Annotated in this window: 19 protein-coding genes and 1 pseudogene; 10 read left to right on the plus strand and 10 right to left on the minus strand. The window is 55.8% G+C overall.

The window, feature by feature from the left end:
* The first annotated feature begins 36 nt into the window (after positions 1-36).
* The 4 genes from QMP16_RS04930 (at position 37) to QMP16_RS04945 (ending at position 4207) form a co-directional block, all read left to right on the plus strand.
* A complete protein-coding gene (locus QMP16_RS04930) occupies positions 37-468 on the plus strand; it encodes an RDD family protein (protein WP_282151433.1) in 432 nt (143 codons plus the stop codon).
* 77 nt (positions 469-545) lie between these two features.
* Complete coding sequence (locus QMP16_RS04935) at positions 546-1370, plus strand: arginyltransferase (RefSeq protein WP_282151434.1); 825 nt, start codon at positions 546-548, stop codon at positions 1368-1370.
* A gap of 6 nt (positions 1371-1376) precedes the next feature.
* A complete protein-coding gene (locus tag QMP16_RS04940) occupies positions 1377-1766 on the plus strand; it encodes a VOC family protein (protein ID WP_282151435.1) in 390 nt (129 codons plus the stop codon).
* 413 nt (positions 1767-2179) lie between these two features.
* The gene (locus tag QMP16_RS04945; protein ID WP_282151436.1) at positions 2180-4207 is read left to right on the plus strand and encodes an NADH:flavin oxidoreductase; all 2028 of its coding nucleotides are present in this window, start codon (positions 2180-2182) and stop codon (positions 4205-4207) included.
* Positions 4208-4304: 97 nt separating this feature from the next.
* On the opposite strand, the gene QMP16_RS04950 is transcribed toward QMP16_RS04945, so the two are convergent.
* On the minus strand, positions 4305-4511 hold the full coding sequence (locus tag QMP16_RS04950; protein ID WP_282151437.1) for a hypothetical protein: 207 nt from the start codon (positions 4509-4511) through the stop codon (positions 4305-4307).
* A 72-nt stretch (positions 4512-4583) separates the two neighbouring features.
* Positions 4584-5441 (minus strand): recombinase family protein, encoded by an 858-nt coding sequence (locus tag QMP16_RS04955; protein ID WP_282151438.1) that lies wholly within the window; start codon positions 5439-5441, stop codon positions 4584-4586.
* Positions 5442-5461: 20 nt separating this feature from the next.
* Here QMP16_RS04955 and QMP16_RS04960 point away from each other — a divergent pair, with 20 nt between their 5' ends.
* The 3 genes from QMP16_RS04960 to QMP16_RS04970 all read left to right on the plus strand — a co-directional run bounded on the left by QMP16_RS04960 (position 5462) and on the right by QMP16_RS04970 (position 6504).
* Positions 5462-5626, plus strand: a complete 165-nt coding sequence (locus QMP16_RS04960; RefSeq protein ID WP_282151439.1) for a hypothetical protein — start codon at positions 5462-5464, stop codon at positions 5624-5626.
* 112 nt (positions 5627-5738) lie between these two features.
* Entirely contained in the window at positions 5739-6038 is a 300-nt protein-coding gene (locus QMP16_RS04965; RefSeq protein ID WP_282151440.1) for a hypothetical protein, read from the plus strand.
* 133 nt (positions 6039-6171) lie between these two features.
* The gene (locus tag QMP16_RS04970; protein ID WP_282151441.1) at positions 6172-6504 is read left to right on the plus strand and encodes a hypothetical protein; all 333 of its coding nucleotides are present in this window, start codon (positions 6172-6174) and stop codon (positions 6502-6504) included.
* Between the two features lie 666 nt (positions 6505-7170).
* On the opposite strand, the gene arcC is transcribed toward QMP16_RS04970, so the two are convergent.
* From arcC to QMP16_RS04995, 5 genes are read right to left on the minus strand one after another with little or no spacing between them, the layout of a single operon-like run.
* Positions 7171-8109, minus strand: coding sequence for a carbamate kinase (gene arcC / locus QMP16_RS04975; protein WP_282151442.1), 939 nt, complete (start codon positions 8107-8109; stop codon positions 7171-7173).
* Positions 8110-8112: 3 nt separating this feature from the next.
* Positions 8113-9111, minus strand: coding sequence for an ornithine carbamoyltransferase (argF, locus tag QMP16_RS04980; protein WP_282151443.1), 999 nt, complete (start codon positions 9109-9111; stop codon positions 8113-8115).
* A 59-nt stretch (positions 9112-9170) separates the two neighbouring features.
* Positions 9171-10397, minus strand: a complete 1227-nt coding sequence (locus QMP16_RS04985) for an arginine deiminase (RefSeq protein WP_282151444.1) — start codon at positions 10395-10397, stop codon at positions 9171-9173.
* Complete coding sequence (locus tag QMP16_RS04990; protein WP_282151445.1) at positions 10394-11773, minus strand: amino acid permease; 1380 nt, start codon at positions 11771-11773, stop codon at positions 10394-10396. The genes QMP16_RS04985 and QMP16_RS04990 overlap by 4 nt, the downstream gene beginning before the upstream one ends.
* A gap of 9 nt (positions 11774-11782) precedes the next feature.
* Entirely contained in the window at positions 11783-13270 is a 1488-nt protein-coding gene (locus QMP16_RS04995) for a YfcC family protein (protein ID WP_282151446.1), read from the minus strand.
* An 891-nt stretch (positions 13271-14161) separates the two neighbouring features.
* On the opposite strand from QMP16_RS04995, the gene QMP16_RS05000 reads away from it, so the two are divergent.
* Complete coding sequence (locus tag QMP16_RS05000) at positions 14162-15784, plus strand: arylsulfatase (protein WP_282151447.1); 1623 nt, start codon at positions 14162-14164, stop codon at positions 15782-15784.
* 181 nt (positions 15785-15965) lie between these two features.
* On the plus strand, positions 15966-16205 hold the full coding sequence (locus QMP16_RS05005) for a hypothetical protein (RefSeq protein ID WP_282151448.1): 240 nt from the start codon (positions 15966-15968) through the stop codon (positions 16203-16205).
* 336 nt (positions 16206-16541) lie between these two features.
* On the opposite strand, the pseudogene QMP16_RS05010 reads toward QMP16_RS05005, so the two are convergent.
* A pseudogene (locus QMP16_RS05010) lies at positions 16542-17248 on the minus strand (IS6 family transposase).
* Between QMP16_RS05010 and QMP16_RS05015 the strand changes: the two are divergent.
* Positions 17132-17656, plus strand: a complete 525-nt coding sequence (locus QMP16_RS05015; RefSeq protein WP_282151449.1) for an alpha/beta-hydrolase family protein — start codon at positions 17132-17134, stop codon at positions 17654-17656. The pseudogene QMP16_RS05010 and the gene QMP16_RS05015 sit on opposite strands and share 117 nt — an antisense overlap.
* 388 nt (positions 17657-18044) lie before the next feature.
* Here the strand turns inward: QMP16_RS05015 and QMP16_RS05020 are convergent, their stop codons facing one another.
* Both QMP16_RS05020 and QMP16_RS05025 read right to left on the minus strand, forming a co-directional pair.
* Positions 18045-20399 carry a TRAP transporter large permease subunit gene (locus QMP16_RS05020; RefSeq protein ID WP_282151450.1) on the minus strand — a complete coding sequence of 785 codons (2355 nt, stop codon included), beginning with the start codon at positions 20397-20399 and terminating at the stop codon, positions 18045-18047.
* Positions 20400-20416: 17 nt separating this feature from the next.
* Entirely contained in the window at positions 20417-21343 is a 927-nt protein-coding gene (locus tag QMP16_RS05025) for a TRAP transporter small permease subunit (protein ID WP_282151451.1), read from the minus strand.
* Positions 21344-21387: the final 44 nt, after the last annotated feature.

The following is a 21387-nucleotide window of genomic DNA, read 5'->3' on the forward strand; positions in this document are numbered from 1 at the left end:
ACAGGGTGTCCTAAATTCTCAGCCGGAAATCAAAATATGACCCACCTGCCCGACCCAGACCGACAGCCGGAGTTTTACCAGTCTGTCGCGACCAAGCGTTTTATCGCCTGGCTTTTCGACGTCGCCTTTATCTCGCTGTTGTGTACGGTGGCCATCCTGCTGACCTTTGGTCTGGGCTTTTTCGTCCTGGCCTTGATCTACGCCGTCGTCAGTTTCGTCTACCGAGTGATTACCATCGCCAATGGCTCGGCCACACTGGGCATGCGCTTTATGGGGATCGAACTGCGCGATTCATTCGGGTCCCGGATGGATTTGGGCAAAGCGGTGGCCCACACAGCCGGTTATTTTGTCAGTATGGCGTTTCCGGTCATTCAGATCATCTCGGTCATCATGATGCTGACCAGCGCACGCGGCCAGGGACTTACCGATGCGTTCCTTGGAACTGTCATGATCAACCAGCGCGCGTAAAAAATTCAACAACGTGAATCACTTGGCGGTTTTAGGATCGGTTGTTATCATCCGGTCCAAGGAAACACGGAACGTTCATGCGACACACGCTGCCAATCGCGCCACAATTCTATGTGACGGCCCCACAGCCTTGCCCTTACCTTGAGGGCAGGATGGAACGTAAATTGTTCACTGCCCTTCAGGGGGAAGGTGCGGATCAGCTGAATAACTCATTGTCCCAACAAGGGTTTCGCCGATCGCAAAATGTGTTGTACCGCCCGTCCTGCTCCGATTGTGCAGCCTGTTTGTCGGCCCGGATCGACGTGACGGCCTTCCGCCCAAGCAAAAGTCAGAAACGCGCGGCCAAACGCAACGCGTACCTGCAACGCAGGGCAAATTCTCCCTGGGCCACGGATGAGCAATACGAACTCTTCCGCCGCTACCTGGATACCCGCCACGCGGATGGTGGAATGGCCGATATGGACGTTTTCGAGTTCGCCGCGATGATCGAAGAAACCCCGATCCGCAGCCGGGTCGTGGAATATGCCGACCCAAGTACCGGAGATCTGATCGGCGTTAGCCTGACGGATGTCCTGGATGACGGCCTCAGCATGGTCTACTCGTTCTACACCCCCCAGCAACCGCAAAACTCGCTGGGCACGTATATGATCCTCGATCACATCGACATCGCGCGCGAAGCCGGGTTGCCATATGTCTACCTCGGATACTGGGTGCCGGGCAGCCCCAAGATGGGTTACAAAGCGCGCTTCTCAGGGCTTGAGGCCTATTACCAGGGCGAATGGATCAGCGTAAACAACCCATCTGAACTGACGGATTCCAGCCGCCACCCTTTGTCCACCGCGCCAATCGCGGAACAGGTTGCCAGCATCCAACTGCCCGACCGCCACCCTACCAAAGGCTGATATCCCATGCCCCAAAGTCTTTTCGCCGTCACCCTCGTGGTGCCGGACTACGATGACGCGATCGCCTTCTATACCCAAACACTCAGTTTCACCCTGCTGCAGGATGTTGATCTCGGCGGTGGCAAACGCTGGGTTCGGGTTGCACCGCCAGGTCCGGGCGACGCGTCCCTGCTGCTGGCCAAGGCAGATGGCCCAAGCCAAACCGCCGCCATTGGAAATCAAACCGGCGGGCGTGTCGGCTTTTTCCTTCAAACGGATGATTTCCAACGTGACCACAATGCAATGGTCACTGCAGGCGTCCATTTCGAAGAAGACCCACGCAATGAGCCCTATGGCACCGTCGCCGTCTGGCGCGACCCGTTCGGCAATCGCTGGGACCTGATCCAGTTCACCTGATCCGCACTTCATCTGGCAAAAAATATCCCGGGGTTGAATTGGTCGCAGACCAAGAAGGGGCAGCGCCCTTAGCCCGTTCGTTAGTTGCACTTTCAGTTGTGGTTGAGAAGTTATCACCCCTGATTGTGATCTCTGGGGCGTTGCCCAAGCGCGAACGTCAAAATCGGCCCTGAGCTGACTTTGGTGGATCGTGCGGCGAGTGTCAGGTACCCGTCACTGACCAAGAAAACTTCTGCTTTCGAGGCTCTTGGTCAGGTCGTCATTTTGTGCATCCGTGTCGGAAGCAGTGAACTCTCACCCGTGCTTTCCCGGTAGCATACCTTCGGAATGAACCTCCTCAGGCATTGAAGCTGACCAACGGACCCGATCCAGGGCGGCTTTCAAACAGATATCGTGACCGAAGGGAATTGATCGTGGCGAAATTACTTGATCCGTTTCAGCTCAAGCACCTGACGTTGCGCAACCGTATTGTCAGCACCTCTCACGCACCTAACTATGTCGAAGATGGCCACCCACGAGACCGTTACAGGCTGTATCACGAAGAGAAAGCCAAGGGTGGCGTTGCCCTGACCATGATTGGCGGGTCGACCAATATCGCCCCCGACAGCCCCTCGGTGTTCGGCCAGCTTTATGCTGGCGACGACAGTATCATCCCGTGGTTTCGGAAACTCACGGTTGGCGTTCAAGCGCATGGGGCCGCCGTCATGTGCCAGATCACTCATATGGGGCGCCGAACCGCTTGGGATGATGGCAATTGGCTGCCGGTTTTGGCACCCTCCGGCGTGCGCGAGCGCGCGCACCGCGCCTTTCCCAAAGTGATGGAACAAGAGGACATCGACCGGGTGATTGGCGATTTTGCCGCCGCGGCGCGACGCTGTCAGCAGGGCGGGTTCGATGGGATCGAACTACTGTCACATTCGCACCTGCTCGGCCAGTTCCTGTCACCGCTGACCAATCAGCGCGACGATGACTATGGTGGAGCGTTGGAGAACCGCATGCGTCTGACCCTGCAGGTGCTGGACGCCGTGCGCGCAGAGGTCGGCCCCGAGATCATCCTGTCCATGCGCATCACCGGCGATGAGTTGATTGAGGGCGGGCTTAGCGCCGAGGACTGCGTTGCCGCCGCCCGGATGCTGGAAGACAGTGGCCATGTCGACCTACTCAACATTCTGGCTGGGGCGCCCTACGATGATCTTGGTCTTGCCGAATGGGTCCGCCCCATGGGCCTGCCCGCCGCGCCGCATATCACCGTGGCAGGGCGTATCCGTGAGGCCGTCAACCTGCCGATTCTGCATGCAGGCGGCATCGCCGACATTGCAACGGCCCGACACGCGGTTACCGGCGGTCATGTCGATCTTGTGGGCATGACGCGCGCCCAGATCGCTGATCCCTATCTGGTTGCAAAACTTGCACGCGGCGAAGAGGAACGCATCCGCCCCTGTGTTGGCCTCGGGTATTGCGTGGACCGGGTCAATCTGGGCAAGCCCGCCGTTTGCGGTCATAACGCCGCCACCGGGCGGGAACAGACATTGCCCCATGTCATCGCGCCCAGCGACACCCGCAAGAAGGTCGTTGTCGTCGGCGGCGGACCCGGTGGCCTGGAGGCCACGCGGATCAGTGCCCTGCGCGGTCACGATGTCGTTCTGTTCGAGGCGTCAGATCGATTGGGGGGTCAGCTTGTTTTGGCCGCCAAGGGCGGGACACGCAGACAGGTCTGGGGCGTTGCCGATTGGTTAATTTCCGAAGTGATCACCTTGAACGTCGATCTCCGTACGAATACCTTTGCCGAGGCCGATGACGTTCTCAGAGAAACCCCAGATTTGGTCATTGTTGCCACTGGCGGCTGGCCCGAACCCTTGGCCATTCCCGGCGGCGATCTGGCGATCTCGAGTTGGGAAGTGCTGTCCGGGGAGGCACGCGTCTCGGGTGACGTGTTGCTGTTCGACCAGGTCGGAGACCATCCTGCTGCCGTCACGGCTGACACGCTGGCGGGAGCCGGTTGCAGCGTCGAACATTTGACTCCCGACCGGGCGCTTCTGCACGATCTTGGTCCAACGACATCCGCCGTCGCCTTGCGCGATATGGCTGCGGGCGGGGTCACCTTCACCTGCCTCCAGGAACTCCACGCTCTGACCCGCGATGGAAACCGGGTCAGTGCTTGCCTTCGCCATGTATTGACGGGTGAGTTCAGCGAACGTCTTGTCGACCATGTGATTGTCGAGCATGGCTTGATCCCGATGGACGACCTCTATCACGATCTCAAGCCGCACTCGAAAAACCTTGGACAGGTCAATCACAAGGCGATGATAAGCGGAACGTTCCCATTCACCGATGCTGTGCAGAGCGGTCAATTCTACCTCGCCCGCATTGGTGACGCAGTCGCAAGCCGCAATATGCACGCCGCAATTCTCGATGCCTTGCGTATTTGCAATATGTTCTGAAAAAAGCCACCCGCATCGATCGCTGAAAGTTGGGGAGCGTCCATTGGCACTAAGCGCAGCGAAGGTCCGCATTCCGCCCATTTCCTCGCCCCCACTCTCAACAGGGGACAACAACGGGTTCGTCCTGGGAGCTGCCACTCAGCAGAGCTCCGCTCCTGAGATGCCATTCGGCTTGCGACCCGTGTTGCGCTCGCTCGTCTGGCATCAACGTGGTCTTGTCGATGAGCATCGCCAGATATCCATGCGCTTCCTCTACATAAGCCTTGTCGGAGAGCAGATGCTCGAGGTTGTTGAGCGCGCTCATAAATCGTGCGCGCGTCTTCAACCTCAGCCTGGCTGCGCGCGATCTGTGCTTCAACTACCGTGATGCGAGATGTCAAATCGCTGATCTCTTACTCCAGAGCGTCCGCCTTGGCTTTAAACGTGACAATTTCCTCGCGCCTTCTGCGAAAGCCGCGAGGGTATTGTCAAGCCCTGCGGTTGCTCTGTCGCGCGCCGTTTCAAATCGTTTGAGGTCAGCCTCCAACTGCCCGTCTGCGAGCTTGCCGCGTTCGTCTTCCAGTGCCTGCTCAAAACGTTTTAGCAGGTCGTCTGACCGAAATGCCGCCCGCAGCGCCCCAAACACTCGCGCTTCAATGCGCCTACGCGAGATCGGACGTTTGTTTTTACATGCGGCACGCCTTGCTTCTCTGCAGCGGTAGCTCGTCTTGTTGATGGTGACATACGGTGCTCCGCAGCACCCGCACTTTAACAGGCCAGACAGAAGAAAGACGTTGCGCCGTGCCGCACGGGCCGCTTTGGGCGTGTCCGCGGCCCGCCGTGCCAGCTTGGTCTGCACGGCGTCCCAAAGTACCTGATCTTTGATGCGCAGCTCAGGGATCTCCTGCTTCACACAGTCTTCGGGTGTGGCCTTGAGTTTCCGCTGACCAGTCTCTTGGTGATACGTGAGCGTAAATTGGCAAATGCTGGCAATCCCGATGTAATGCTGGTTGCGCGGAATGCCTTCGCGTCGAGACGGATTGCCACGGATCATGGAGCCATCCCATGAGCCACCATTGGGCGCCCGTATGCGGTCCTTGTTGAGGCTTTGGGCAATCAACTGCGCCGAACGAACGGTTGCAAACTCTTCAAAGATACAGCGCATAACTCGCGCTTGATCGGGAACGATCTCCCGGTTGGTGCCGGTTTCTGCCTCACGCTTTCGGTATCCACGCGGTTGTTTTGCCGCGCTCACAAACCAAAGACGGGCGCCGGATGCTGCAGCCTTCAGTGCACGCTCTGATCGAGGACTATGAGAAGGCGCAGGACAGCGTTGGAGATTGGTTTGCAGAGCTTGGATTGAAGCAGAGAGGGGCGCAAGAAGGCATTGCGAGACGCGGTGCATCAGCATCGCAAAGATCAGACATCAAGCGCCAATGAGACCGGAAGCCTCGCGAGCCTTCCGGAGTATGTGGATCATGTCAGCCCGCGCAAATGGCGGGAAGAGAAAGAGCGGCAACTGGCAGACCGTGAAGCCCGCATTCGCACGCGAGTGACGCGGGCCGAAACAGTTTTGAAGACCGCGAAGGCCGTCACGGAGGGCGACCCCAAAACGCTGGCGGAGATGGCGCAGCCTGATGGGAAATCCATCGCCGCGCGCTTGTTTGGAAGAGCATTTGTGGCATTGCGCGCAAAAGCTCGCGAGGAGGCAAGGCAGGAAGCTCAAGCTGAGGTGCAGAAGCACTTTGGGGAGATCAAAGCGCGTCGGTCACTGGTGGGGCACATCACGATGCTCAAGCGCGCGATCAAAAAATGGCACCAAACAGGGCAAAACAAGGACCCCGAGGTTTAAGGGAGTCAAACTTTTTTCTCGCTTAAGACCGATGAACATACCTGATGAGTGTCGGTGGCGGCAATAAGCCCCCACCGACATTCACGGGGAGCAAATGCTCCCAAAAAAATACGGTAAACAAGAGGGACTTCTCATGAACCTACCGACAAACCTCTCCTCGGCGCAGTTGCGCGCGCTCGGGGTCATCGCAGACATCGGCAAAGCGCAGGCCGAGGACGCCGCAAAAATCATGGAGGCCTTTGCGGATACGCTGCCTGCATTCCTTGAAACCGCGGCCGAAGACGAATCCTTCGGGCGCAAAGTCTTCGTGCTCTTTGAAGCCGTCGCCAAAATCGGCGCAGCCAAAAAGATGCAACGTCATCCGCTGCGCCCAGCAGGCATCGACCAAGAGGTCGAGACACTGCGGGAGACGAAGAAGAGCAAGCCGAAGGTGAAGGCAAGACCAGATGCGGAACCCAAGGGATAAGCGGCTGACGGCAAGCACAACGAACAGAAAAAGGGCGTGGTTCAAGCTGTGCCCTTCATCGATGTGTTGTTTTTTGCTGCCCTGGCTATTCAGGGTACTCGCAATGTCTAAAGCGGACCTTCATGGCGCCCTCCTCCAAAGTAGGCAATGCGGACGAAGCGGTCGGTCATCAAACAAGATTTACTACTTTGCCAACTTTCGAAATTCTTACGAAATTGCGTTTTCCCGTATAGTGCGTTGTTGTAGAATGTACTTTTAAATTTTGGCCAAAGTCTAATTTCAGAGGCGCCCGATTTTGTGCTTTGGGCTCAATATTGGCGGAACCATGATTGCGCGACAGTTCAACCTTTTTTGCTCGATAATAGGCTTAGCGCCTATTATTTGTTTCGCGACCTCAGCATCTAAGTTCTTAACCGCCAGCGAAGCGTCAGAAAATTTATGACTAAATTTCATAAAGTTTGCCAAGCCCCGCGCTGTAGTCGCCACGATATCTTGGCAGAGTGTCTGCTTCGTGACTGGCCAGCATTCCGCCCAAAAAACTTCAGAGAGACAGTTGAAGTTTGCGGCGTGATAGCGCGTACCCGCGATCTCGTGACCCGCAGCGTGCATTACCCACCGGGGCGTCTCACATAAGGCATTACAATGAACAAAGCCTATTTTTCGAGCCTAGTGAAACTGTGTTTGCCCCGCTTCCACCGAGACGGTTGTTCCTTTTTCGCCACGTACTGCTGCGGGGACATCAGCAAGGGCGCAAATGATCGCGCGACCGCCCGATGATCGCGCAAAGTCTTGCGCGGCTTGTACCTTTGGCCCCATTGATCCTGCAGGAAAATCATATTCATCCAACGCATCCGGAGTGATCGATCGAATACCTTTTTGTTCAGGCGTTCCCCAATTCAGGAACACGGCCTCTGCATCCGTGGCGATGACAAAGAAATCTGCACCCAGTTTCTGAGCCAGCAGACAGGACGCAAAGTCCTTGTCGATAACAGCCTCGACACCGACCAGTTTTCGCTCGGAACCTGCCTCGTACATCGTTGGGATGCCCCCTCCGCCGGCAGCGATCACGGTCGCACCCTTTTCCAAAACCCAACGGATCGGTTCGACCTGAAAGATACGTTTCGGGCGCGGCGAGGGCACCACGCGTCGCCAGTACTCGCCATCCGGTTTCACCGTCCAGCCCTTGTCAGCCGCCTCCTTCTTGGCGTTCGCTTCTGAATAGACCTGCCCGATGAATTTGGTCGGGTTTTCGAAGGCCGGGTCGCTTGGGTCTACTTCGATCATGGTCAACAGGGTGGCGATGTGATGCTCGAAGGGCAGGATGTTTCCAAGCTCCTGCTCGATCATGTAGCCGATCATCCCCATCGTCTCGCCTACGAGGACGTCCAGCGGGTATTCCTCGACATCGGTGTACATGATTTCTTGCAGGGCCAGCATCCCGACCTGCGGACCATTGCCATGAGTGATGACGGTTTCATGCGCTTCGCAAAGCGGGGCGAGAGCTTTGGCGGCAACCTTCGCATTCTTGCGCTGATTGTCCGCCGTCATTGACTCACCCCGTTTTAGAAGCGCGTTGCCGCCGAGTGCTACAACAACGCGACCCATGGATCAGGCCCCCAACGTGGCGACGAGGATCGCCTTGATGGTGTGCATCCGGTTTTCGGCTTGCTCGAAGGCAATATTCATATCGCTTTCGAACACTTCGTCAGTGACTTCCATTTCGGTGATGCCGAACTGATCGTGAATGTCCTGACCGACTTTAGTGTCTAGGTTGTGGAAGGCAGGCAAGCAATGCATGAACTTTACGCCGGGGTTTCCGGTTTTTTTCATCAGTGCCATGTTAACCTGATAAGGGCTCAGCAGCTTGATGCGCTCCGCCCAGACCTCTTTGGGTTCACCCATCGACACCCAGACGTCAGTGTGGATGAAATCCGCGCCTTCGACAGCTGATATATCGTCCGTGATAGTGACTCGTGCGCCGGACTTTTCGGCACGCTCCATCGCAAGCTCCCGAACGTCGTCATGAGGCTGAGTTTCTTTCGGCGAAACCATCCGGACGTCGCAGCCCATGATTGCGCCCAGCATCAGCAGCGAGTTACCCATGTTCGACCGGCAATCGCCTGAGTACGCATAAACGATGTCCTTGCGCGGCTTGTCGGCGTGCTCGATCATGGTCTGCATGTCCGCGAGCATCTGGGTCGGATGCCAATCGTCGGTCAGGCCATTGTAAACTGGGACGCCGGCATATTCTGACAGGGTTTCCACCATGTCCTGACCTGCACCACGAAATTCGATGCCGTCGAACATGCGGCCCAGAACGCGGGCCGTGTCCTTCATGGATTCCTTGTGGCCGATCTGCGAGCCCGATGGATCGAGATAGGTAATATTCGCGCCTTGATCGTAGGCCGCCACTTCAAAGGCGCAACGGGTGCGTGTCGAAGTTTTCTCGAAGATTAGGCAGATGTTCTTGCCGGTCAGCGACGACTGTTCTGCGCGCGCGTATTTCGCGCGTTTCAGGTCGCGAGCCAAATCCAGCAGATACAGCATTTCACGCTGGCTGAAATCGGCAATTTTCAGATAGCTACGGCCTTTTAAGTTGAATGCCATTTTGTCTCTCCCTAGCAAAAAATCTTCGGGCGCAGGGGGGGGCTGCGCCCATAGTAAATTCAATAGGCGGGGTCGCGGTCGATCGGGCAGGTCATACAATGGCCACCACCGCGGCCACGACCAAGTTCCTGACCTGAGATCTCGATCACTTCGACACCGGCTGCGCGCATCTTACCGTTCGTAAAAGTGTTGCGCGCATAGCCAACGACAACACCAGGCGAAAGGGCCACGACATTGTTGCCGTCATCCCATTGCTCCCGCTCGGCTTGAAATTCGTTGCCACCCGTTGAGATCACTTCGAGTGAATTCAGCCCGAGGGCTTCCTTGTAGACGTCAAACAGGTGACCTTTTTCAACACGGATATCCAAATCCCCACGGTCGCCCGGGCGGATCGAGATACAGGTGATCTGGTCTGCCACTTCTGAGAATGCAGTGACCTTGTCGTGGTCCAAGCAGGTAAAGACCGTATCCAGATGCATGGCCGCGCGGCTTTTGGGCATGGCACAGGCGACAACACGTTCTGCGCCGCCCTTGCGGAATAGAGCTTCTGAAACCTGTGCCACAGCCTGTCGGGTGGTGCGCTCGCCCATTCCGATAAACACTGTTCCGTTGCCCACCGGCTGCACGTCGCCACCCTCGACCGAGGCGAGGCCAAAATCGTCGTCGCTGTCGCCCCACCAGAACTCGAAATCCGCGTCCTTAAACATCTTGTGGTGCCGATACACCGTTCGCATGATCAGGGTTTCAGGCTTACGAGCGGGCCAGAACATCGGGTTCGTCGTCACACCGTTGAAGACCCAACAGGACGGGTCGCGCTGGAACTGGGCATTCGGGATGGCCGGAAGGATGAAGTCACCAAGCGAAACCAGATCGCCGAACTGCTCATCAATCATACCTTTGGGCAGATCTGCGAAGATTATGCCGCCGAGCATATGTCGGGCAAGCGGCTTGGCGTCCATTTCGTCCAGCCAGGCGCGCATTTCCAAGGAAAAGCCCAGACCGACCATGTTGGGCGTGATAAGCCGATCCAGTAGAAACGCGCGGGCGTCGGCATCTGATCGGATCGCTTCAGCCAGCAGATCCTGAATGTCATAAACCTCGACCCCGCGTTCGCGCATGAGTGAGCAGAACTCAGCATGGTCCTTGCGGGCCTGTTCAACCCAGATTACATCATCGAACAGAAGCTCTTCGCAATTTCGCGGTGTCAGGCGGTCATGCGCTAGTGACGGGCGCGAAACTATCACCTTGTTGAGCTTTCCGATCTCGGAATGAACGCCAAGCTTCATTTTAACTCTCCTTTCGAACTATCCGTTTTATGAATGTCTTCAACGTAATTGGCCTGGCTCCAGCGAACCCAGACATGGATTGGAACGCCGGCAAGCAACAAGACAGAGCCAACCAAAACGGTTTCAGCACCTGAACCGATGAAGGCCCAGACGGAATAAATGAACCCTAGCGCGCCCAGAACCACGACCTTGGCCAGTTCCGGACCATGCAGGACTTGCCCACCTTTCAGCCGGATCATAATTTCGGCCACCGAGCAGATGGCATAGGGCAAAAGGCTTGCGACAACGGCAAGCAGAATGACGAAGTTGAATGCAGCGACCAATCCTTGGGCGTAGTTGATAATGATCAGCACTGAGGCTAGCGCGTTCGACAAGATCAGTGCATTTGCCGGTGTTCCAAACTTAGATTTTCGCGCCAAGGCTTCCGGGAACACGCGATCCAAGGCCGCCCCGTAAGGGACCTGACCGCTGAGAAGGGTAAACCCGTTTAGAGTACCGAACGTTGATATCACCGCGCCTATGGCCACGAGGATACCACCAATTGGGCCAAACATAACGTCGCCAACGGCAGCAAGCGGCGCAGCGGACACAGCAAGAAGCTCGGCGGGAATGACACCCATCGATACGGCAGTCACCGAGATATAGACGCTTGCCGCAATAATCACGCCGATCACGGTGGCACGTGGAATGGTCTTTTCAGGCTCAATAACGTCGCCGGAAGGAACCGTTGCGGACTCTAGGCCCAGGTAGGCCCAAAGCGTCAGGGCTGCCGCAGCTGAAATCGCCGTAAACGCCGTGGTGCCACTTTGGTTGACTGGAATGTAGTTTTCCGTGTTGATCCAGAATATGCCCAATGTTCCAATTAGGATCAGTGGGGCGAGTTTGAGAACGGTGGTGACGACCTGAACTAAGCCCGCCCCTTCTACGCCGCGAATATTGATCAGAGTCAGCGACCAGATCGCAACCAGAGCGGTCGCCAGGCCGTACATGGGGACTTCGATAATGATCGGGAAAAGGAAACCCAGATAACCCACCAGGGCCACAGCCACGGCTGCGTTTCCGGTCCAAAGCGCGATCCAATACCCCCAGGCTATGATAAACCCGGCAAAGTCTCCGAATGCCTCTTGCGAGTAGGCATAAGGGCCGCCAGGTTTGGAAACCACCCGAGACAACCGGCCAAAAATGATCGCTAATACAAGCGCCCCGGCCGATGTTACGATCCAGCCACCAATTGCAATCGGACCAAGAGGTGCGAGTGACGCCGGAAGTAAAAATACTCCGGACCCGACCATGTTTCCAACAACAAGGGCGATGCAAGCCGTTAGCCCTAGGGCTCCCGATGATGAAGTTGTCTCTGAAGCGGCGCGATCGGTCATGGCGACTGCTCAGTTTGATGTTGTGTCAGAAGTCTCAGTTACGGGACCGTCTATCCCTGGATCAGTGATGGCCCCAACAGTAAGCGCGGCGCAGATGATAACGGCAAGTATAACAAGCAGCGGAAAAACAAAGCGTAGCCACCGGTCATAGGAGACACGGCCAATGGCCAGCCCACCCATGACGACGGCAAATGTCGGGTTGAACAGGTTCACCCATCCGTTTGCCGACTGGTACGCTGTAACCACAAGGTCACGACCGACGCCCGCAAAGTCTGCCAGTGGCGCCATGATCGGCATCGAAAGCGTGGCCAGCCCAGACGAGGACGGCACCAGGAATGACATCAAGATCTGAATGCCAAACATCGCGTTGATAAAAGCAAACTCGCTCAGCCCCGAAACAAACCCCTCGGCTCCGGCGAGGATTGTGTCGGTGATTTTGCCCGCGTCCATAATGACGACAACACCGCGCGCGACGCCGATGATCAGCGCAACCCCCAGCAGATCGCGCGCACCATCGACGAAGTTTTCCACAAAGGTCCCTTCGTCCATTCTGGACCCTTCATCTGTTTTCCCGACCCACCAGACGATGATGGACATCACAAGGAACAGGCCAGACATCTCGGCCATCCACCACCCCAGCGCGACAACACCATAGATCATGATGGCGAAGGTAATCCCGAAAAGAATCAGAATGATGGAACGCGTCTTGGTCATCTCGGGGAACGTATCATCACCTTCCGAACCCTTTAGGAAATGCGCCCGGTTTTCCTCGGCCTGATCAGCCACAACGGACAATGACGGGTCGGCTTTCACGCGTGATGCGTATCGCATGACGAATGCGATGCCTGCAGTAAGACAAAGGATAAGGATAATAAACCTCAGAACGATCCCGTTCGTGAACGGAATACCCGCACCTTGCGAAGCAACAACTGTCGCAAATGCGTTGAAGGTTGAGCCCAAGGTCCCTATGCCTGCGCCAAGCATGATCACCGCGACACCGGTCAAGGAGTCGTACCCGGCCCGAATAAAGACCGGAATAATCAGCGCGTAGAACGCGAGGGATTCTTCGGCCATACCATAGCTTGTCCCGCCGAAGGCAAAGGCGATCATCAGGATCGGAATCATCAGGATTTCCCGCCCGGCCAACCTGTGCAGCAACCAACCAATGCCAGCGTCGATAGCTCCTGTCTTGGTGACAACCATCAGGAAGCCACCAATGACTAAAACAAACAAAGCGACATCAATTGCGGCGTTGGATGAACTTCCCAGAAGACCGGGATCGTACATGCCTGCAATCGGGGCAAGGATAACTGCCGTAAGTCCCTGAGGGTTCGGCTCGACTTCGTGGTAGGTGCCCGGAACAGGCGCTTCGCTGCCCAGAGCTTCGTTCATCTGACGGTCATACTCGCCGGCCGGAATAACCCAGCTAAGGGCAGCCACGGCGGCAATCAGAATGAACAGAATGGTAAAGGCGGTGGGAAATTTGAACTTGGACATTTGAGACTCGCGCTGGATGAAGCTGAGAAACTGGGCAGTCAAATATTTGAATATTTATGTCTCAACTTAGTATTAACGTGGCAACTTGTCACTTTCGTAAAACGCGAGGTAGTCGAACACATTGAACAATGTCTGCCATGGGCTCGGTTCGGTCATTTGCAGAATTATCGCGAGCGTCCGCTTCGCGGACTTTGCCGCCATTGGCCCGCTTTCACCGGAGGACCGCAAACAGCGCAAACCGGACATTGATAGGAAGGTTCCAAAATCCTGGCTGCGCAAAGTCGCCCACGGTGTAAAGCGATGGCCTGCTCTGGGTGCGCCCAACCCAATTCGCGATTACGGCCGCTTCTAGCGCGTTGGTCGAACTGAGCCGCCCAATTTTAGTGGTCCAAATTGAAAGTTAGTGCATGATTGGCCTTTGATCTATCAGGACGAAGACTTCCGGGGCGGATTTGCACACGACGAAGCTTTGACAAATAGATGAATCGCAATAATGTAATGTGAGTTGTTGGTTCTCTGCCGTTTTCCACTGACAACCTTCGTTGAACATGAGGCGGTCAAACTTTTATGCGGGTAAAGCAAGCGCTATTCGTGGGTTAAATCACTCAAAAAAGTGAAACGTTGATTTAGACTTAAAAACGACGACAGAGATTACCGAGGATGATCGCAAGGATCATCCAAAGTTTAGTGTCCTATCGACTAGTTGTTCGGTGTGATTAAACGGCGCCCCGAGAGGCCGATGTATCCAAAAGTATAAGAGGCCATTCGGAATAGGTCGTAGTGTGTTCAGTTCTGCACTGTATCAAAACCTTTAGAAACGCGCAGTTTCAAAACTTTAATACTTTTTACCCGGAGTAGGAGATAAACATGATTAAACCTCACCAAGTTGTCATGCCATTGGCTGCTTTCTTTTGTACTTTCGCGATCTCCGCGACGGCTCAGGACTTCGATCCGACGTCTTTGTCGACCTATGGCAGCAAGCCCAACATCATTATGATCGTTTCTGACGATACTGGGTATTGGGACCTTGGTGCCTATCATGGGGGAGCCGCGCGCGGCATGGACACGCCCAATCTTGATCAAATGGCCAAGCAAGGGATGATGTTCACAGATTTCTACGCTCAATCCTCTTGCACGCCGGGGCGTGCCGCGATGCAGACCGGGCGTTTCCCGAACCGCTCGGGCATGACGACGGTTGCTTTTCAGGGTCAGGGTGGTGGACTACCGGCGGCAGAATGGACGATTGCGTCTGTTTTGAAGCAGGCTGATTACAACACTTACTTCATGGGCAAATGGCACCTCGGGGAAGCAGATTATGCCATGCCGACAGCCCATGGCTACGACAAGATGGAAAACACATTTCTCTATCACCTGAATGCGTACACCTATGCGCTGGACGACTGGAATGTGCAGATGTCCGATGATCAGAGAGCATTTTACAAAGAGAACACCACCGGCGTTTTTGAAGGCGTGGCCGGAGATCCTGCCAAGGAAGTGCTGACTATCGAAGACATGACGACTGCTGATTTGGCCGCGCTGGACAAGGTTGGTGCGGAAAAGGCGGTGGCAGAACTGGAGCGTCTTGCTGGCCTGGACCAGCCATTCTTCATGTCTATCAACTGGGCTGCGAACCACCAGCCTAACCTGCCGTCGCCTGATTTTGTGGGCAAGTCGGCGGTAAAGAACAAGTATGGCGACAAGGTGGTAGAGCTTGATTTCCACACTGGTCAGATCCTCGACAAGGTGGAAGATCTCGGAATTGGGGAAAATACCCTGATCATTTACACTGTTGATAATGGCGCATGGCAGGATGTGCATCCTGATGCCGGCATGACACCGTTTCGTGGCACCAAAGGGACTGACCGTGAAGGGGCATACCGCGTACCTTTCTTCGCAAAGTGGACCGGTAAGATCGAGCCGAACACGAAGTCGAGCGACATCACCGGCGGCACCGATCTGATGGCCACCTTTGCCAACCTCGCCGGCGTTCCGTTGCCGACCGAAGACCGGGAAGGGCAGCCGACGATTTTTGACAGCATTGATATGGCTCCGGTCCTGTTTGGAGAGGCCGACCCACAGCGCAACACCTGGGCGTATTTTACCGAGAATGAACTCACTCCAGGCGCGGTGCGCGTCAATGAATGGAAGGCCGTCTTCAACATGCGCGGCGACAACGGTGCGCGTGCCGGATCCGAAGCTCCTGCTGCCGAATTGGGATGGCGTGGGGCCGAAATGTACGTTGCTACCGTTCCGCAGGTGTTCAACCTTTGGGAAGACCCTATGGAGCGCTACGACATCTTCATGACCACCGGGCGTGAGAACACTTGGACGATGCCGACACTGATGGGCGAGGTTGAGCGGGTTGTGAGAACCTACATCGACTATCCCCCACGTCCGGTGCAGAGCGAATCCTACTCCGGCCCAATTACGCTCAGCGAGTACCACCGCTTCACGACGGTGCGTGACCAGTTGAAAAAGGACGGCTTCAATTTGAGCCTGCCAACCGGCAACTGACGCAAATGGTCGGGGCGTCGTTATGCGGCGCCTCGACACATCAATAATGTAAACGGAGTAAGTGCTTCTTCACACTTTCTCTAGGCTGGAGTTAGTTTTTTGGGATGCTATTGGCGAATGCCACGGACTTTCGCTCAGCGCCCGCAATCCCCTTAACTTGTGATTCTGAAAGGTGATCTACATGTCAAAGCACTGGTTGATCAAAGCAGCCTTTGGATCCGCTTGTCTGGTAATCGCCAGCAATCAAGCCTTCGCTGACCCCCTGACGTCTTGGAACGCCGGTGCGACTAGATCTGAGATCGTCGACTTCGTTACGACTGTATCGGATGAGACGTCCGATAAGTTTGTGCCTTCGGAAGACCGCATCGCAGTGTTTGACATTGACGGCACTCTTTGGGTTGAAAAGCCGCTCTACACTTAAGCATACGCAATTTTTTCCGAAATGAATCATCAAATAGAAGACGATCAAACCTTGTTGACACAGGAACCATGGAAATCCGTCGCGAACAAGGATTTTGGATACTTCGAACAGCTATACGCAACTTCAGAATACGAGACGCTCGCAAGCCAGCTATTTGCTGCTCCGTTTGGTGGAATGACATCGGATGATTATGCGAAATGGGCTCGAGATTTGCCGATAGTTTCAAGCACCCGGAGCTAGGTGTTGGAATAGATGAGTTGACCTACCAGCCGATGGTTGAACTGGTGCTGTCAGACTAATTCGAACCAGTCTCAGTTTGCCGCGGAAACTGCGAACCTATCCGGAACAAAGTTGACGCCACTCGGCAAGAGCGGCGGTGCGGGTCAGCTTGAAGGTGTCCCGGCTGGTGAGCGATCGTTCCTGGTTGAAGTGGTTGTAGACGGAAGAATGGACGGAGGCGAATTTCTGCAAACTTCGCATACGCCTGAAACGCAGCATGGCCCGTTCTCTTCGTCGAAACGGCAGGTGCGAGTTCTCGACGCGGTTGTTGAGCCACCTGCCCGTCCTTTGTTTTTCGGTAGCGCCAAGCTCTCTGAGCGCGGCTCTGTATGAGGCGAAGCGATCCGTGACGACGGTTTCTGCATTGCCGTGCCGCCTCATCAATTTCCTGAGGAATTTCAGTGCTGCAGCCTTGTTTCGGCGTTTGGTGACAACGGCTTCCAGCACCTCGCCTTCATGATCAACAGCCCGCCAAAGATAGTGCCGCTTACCATTTACCTTCACGAAAACCTCGTCAACGTGCCACTGCCATTTGGAGAACGAGCGCAGCTGCTGAACACGCTTCCGCCTTATCTCAGCAGCAAACATCGGGCCAAACCTGTTCCACCAATATCGGACAGTTTCGTGGCTCACGTCGTGCCTCGCTCATGCAGCAGATCTTCGACATTCCGAAGCGAGAGCGGGAAACGGATGTACAGCATCACTGCAAGGCGAATGATCTCAGGGCTGGTTTTGAAATACTTGAAAGAGGTAGGATTGGTCATGTGCAAAAGCTACGCAACACCCCTGCCCGCCTCAAGCAAAGTTCTTCTGACAAGACCATCGCGGACTGGGGGGAGATGCGGATCGTATTCCTGCAGTATTCCAGCGATCCGATCGTCTTCTACGATCCGAGTTCGCTTTGGCGGGCACCGCCCTGGATGAACGAACCTCCAGCTGAAGATGTTTCAAAGCATCTCGTCTTCATCCCGGTAGTCACGCAGTTTCAGTTGGCCCTCGACATGGCGTTATCTTTTGGCACGCCACCAGGACATGGCCACGCCTATTTTGCGCAGGATTACATCTCGCCCTGGGTCGAGGTCACGGCACCAGCGGACTGGAATGCTACTGACACCAAACGGCTGAAAGCGCATTGCGATATCGGGTACCAGCTTGGATGCCAGAACCGGTGAGCCAGTGTTGGTGTTCCTTAATCTGTCTGGCGAACTCGGCACAAGCCGTCGCTAGAAGCTGAGAGATTAATCCGCATTCCTGAGAAGCGGCGCACAAGGCGAGAGTCTGCTTTGGGCTCTGGGCCGACTTTCGCCGCGGTAATAGCCAATGAGCGTAAAAGAGCCGTCCGCGCCGTCCAAATATCCTGAACACCATTAGCTTGATAGCGTGTTTATTGCCTTAGCTCTCGGCTACGTGCGAGAGCGCCAAGGCATTTGGCCCAAGCTGGCAAGTGCGAAGTGGTGCGCTACAAAAGTGCAATCGGCGGCTTGGCAGCGCCCCTTCCCCCAAGCACTAAAACAAAGGGGGCCCAAAGGCCCCCTTTTCAATTTGATTAAGTACGCCGGATCAATTCGGGATCAGATCCGGAACAATGGTCACGATCGACGGGAAGAACCACAGGATCGCAATCCCAACCACCTGAATGATCACGAACGGAATGATCCCACGATAGATGTGGCCTGTTGTGACCTCTTTAGGCGCAACCCCCCTGAGGTAGAACAGCGCAAACCCAAACGGCGGCGTCAGGAACGACGTCTGAAGGTTCACCGCCACCATGATCGTCACCCATTTCGGATCGAACGAGCCACCATAAATCACCGGTCCCACGATGGGGATCACGATGTAGATGATCTCGAGGAAGTCCAGCACGAAGCCCAGAATGAACAGCACCAGCATCACGATCAGGAAGACCGTGAACTCGTTGTCAAAGCTGCGCAGGAATTGCTGAATATAGTGCTCACCCCCGAACGAGATCACCACCAGGTTCAGCAGTTGCGATCCGATCAGGATAGTGAACACCATCGAGGTCACCTTGGCCGTCTCGCGCACCACCGGCGTCAGAACACCGCTGGTGAACAAAACCCAGCACCCAAACAACAGACCGAACAGGGCATACAGATAAGCACCGTAAGCAATTATGAAGGCGACCCAGGTCTCAAAGTTCACATTGCTCTGATTGATGCGTAGATCAAAGTTCACGCCCATCAGCAGCGCAATGATCACGGCAAAAGTGGCCCAGATGATCACCTTGCCGGAACGCTCCTGATCCTGCAGCTTGCGATAGGCTGCCAGCATGATCGCTCCGCCCGCTCCCAACGCGGCCGCTGGTGTCGGGTTGGTCACACCGCCCAGAATTGATCCTAGCACCGCGATAATCAGAACCAATGGCGGGAAGACCACCCGGATCAGATCATTCGTGGCACACCGGGCTGCCGCCTCCTTGCAGCCGTACATTGCCAAGGCAAAGGGCAAAGCCAGAAGGACGAAGGTCAATCCCGAAGACGTTGTTGGTGCAATCAACAGAACATCAACCAGCAACATCAACAGCAAACCGATAGCGCCCAAAATCAACGGCTGCTTTAGTTTGGATGGCGCAATGCCGCGGCCCATGACCAGTGTCAGACCCAGCAAAACCACAATCACCGCAACACCAGTACCAATCGGCGCCGCAGCGGCGATCTTGGCCTCTCGCGCCTCGACCAGCGCCTCTTCACTCAGTCGTTCGGCATTGGCGACACCGCCTGCGGCGTCAATCGTTTCCTGCTCGGATACCGCCTGATCCCAGGCGGATTGTCCGTGCAGTTCGATCATCGACACCTTGCACTGCTCGGACACATTGGTGCGCAGCGACGCGCCCGCACCGATGTCCGAGAACGCCGAGACGTTGATATTCTGGCTACCAATGACCCCCGAGCTGCCCAGCAGGACTGCGCCAACGATCAGGGCAACAGGTGCGCCAAGCAACCAAGTCAGGCCTTCACTGCGCGTGATCGGCTCACCACTACCACCGGACATCGGCACCGCTGGTGCCTTATCAGGGTTCAGCAGTGCATAGCAAAATGCATAAATCGCGTAGAGCAACGCCAGCATGATCCCAGGTAACAAAGCGGCCTGAAACAGCGTACCGACCGAAACCACAGCCGGTTCCCCCAGATAGGTCAGCGCATCGGTACAGCCTGCGTCCTGAGCGCGGGTTTCCTGTGCGGTCGAATAGAGATCACCCGCCAAGGTGCCCAACAGAACGATCACGATGGACGGCGGAATGATCTGCCCCAACGTGCCCGATGCCGCAATCACACCGGTCGCCAGTTCAGGCGAGTAGTTGTTGCGCAACATGGTCGGCAGCGCCAGCAGGCCCATGGTTACCACGGTCGCACCAACAATACCGGTCGAGGCCGCCAGGAATGCACCCACGACCACGATCGACACGGCCAGACCACCCGGCAGCGGCCCAAAGACACGCGCCATTGTTGTCAGCAGATCGTTCGCGATCTTCGAGCGTTCCAGAGTGATGCCCATCAGAACGAACATCAAAACGGCCAGCAGGGTCTCAATAGACTGCCCCGCTAGAACGCGTTCGTTCATGCGGTTCACGATGAACGACACGTTGCGATCCAGCGCGGTTTCCCAACCAGCGGGGAAGACCGCCTCGCCTACCCTTGGTAATTCCGGGTATCGGAATATGGATACGGAATCCGGTTTGACCCCGGAATTCACCAGATCACGATAGGCTGTTGAGCCAGTGTCGATGGCCTGATGGATCAGCAGTCCGGCACTGTCCAGCGCGGCGATGATCCCGAATGAGATGATACCGGCCCCACCGATGGCAAAGGCCACCGGGAACCCGGAAAGGATGCCCCCAAAGAGGCAGAAGAATACGATAATGAGGCCTATCTCGACGCCATCAAGTCCGAATAACATAGTCTGGGTCTCCGTCCCTAATGTGCGCCTTCGTAGGCTTCTTCACCCTCGCCAAGGCTGTCCTTGTCGAGATATTTTCCAACGCTGTCCGGCCCTTCCACGTATTCCAGATACGAGCGGTACAGGAATGCGATCGCGTGCAGGAATACCATCGCGGCAAAGGCCACGAGCAGTATCTTGAACAGGAAGTATCCGTTGAACCCATTTGGGCTGAACCCGATGGTTTCAATGTTCCAGCGCAGCGCGCGGGATTTCATCACCAAACGATCCAGCGTGTCACTGGCCGACGGTTTCGGCACGATCAGGTGCCGCCACATGAAGTACCAGCCATACATCCAGGTCAGCACCGCCATTGGCATCATGAAGAAAACCGCACCCAACATGTCGACCACGCGTTTGGCGCGGTGGCTGATACCAGCATAGATAAGGTCAACTCGCACGTGACCGCCTTGCACGAATGTGTATGTGCAGCACAGGCAGACGACCATCGCGTTATAGAGTTTCAACTCTTCCGCGAACCAGCTGATATCCATCTGAAACGGAATACCCAGTCCAAACGACATATCCGGGCGGGTAAACACGCGCTGCATGAACACGATGACGATCTGCTGAATGACCATCAACAGACCGGCCCAGGCAAAGAAACGCCCGGTGGTGTTGGCGAACCCTTCCAGGCCCCGCACCATGCCCCACATGAAATTCCGGTAGTACAGCCCGATGGCTGTCAGAACCAGAAAGAGTGTGAAAACCACAAAGAAGAACTCGACTGATCCACCGTAATAGACAAAGCGCATGATCGCTTCTTTGTCCGACCAGTTCAGCCAGAGTTGCGGATGCGTGATGGCGTATCCGAAATTATAGAAGGCTTCGGCAATGTTTTGAACGAACCACACAAGTCCGTTCCACAGGGCGCCGAAGAACGAGATACCGTTTTCGTCCTGCATGTTGTCCCCAGGTCGTATCAGTTGCACTGCTGATTATAGCGGTT

Source organism: Ruegeria atlantica (assembly GCF_947495585.1).
In the GTDB taxonomy this organism is placed as follows: Bacteria; Pseudomonadota; Alphaproteobacteria; order Rhodobacterales; family Rhodobacteraceae; genus Ruegeria; species Ruegeria atlantica_G.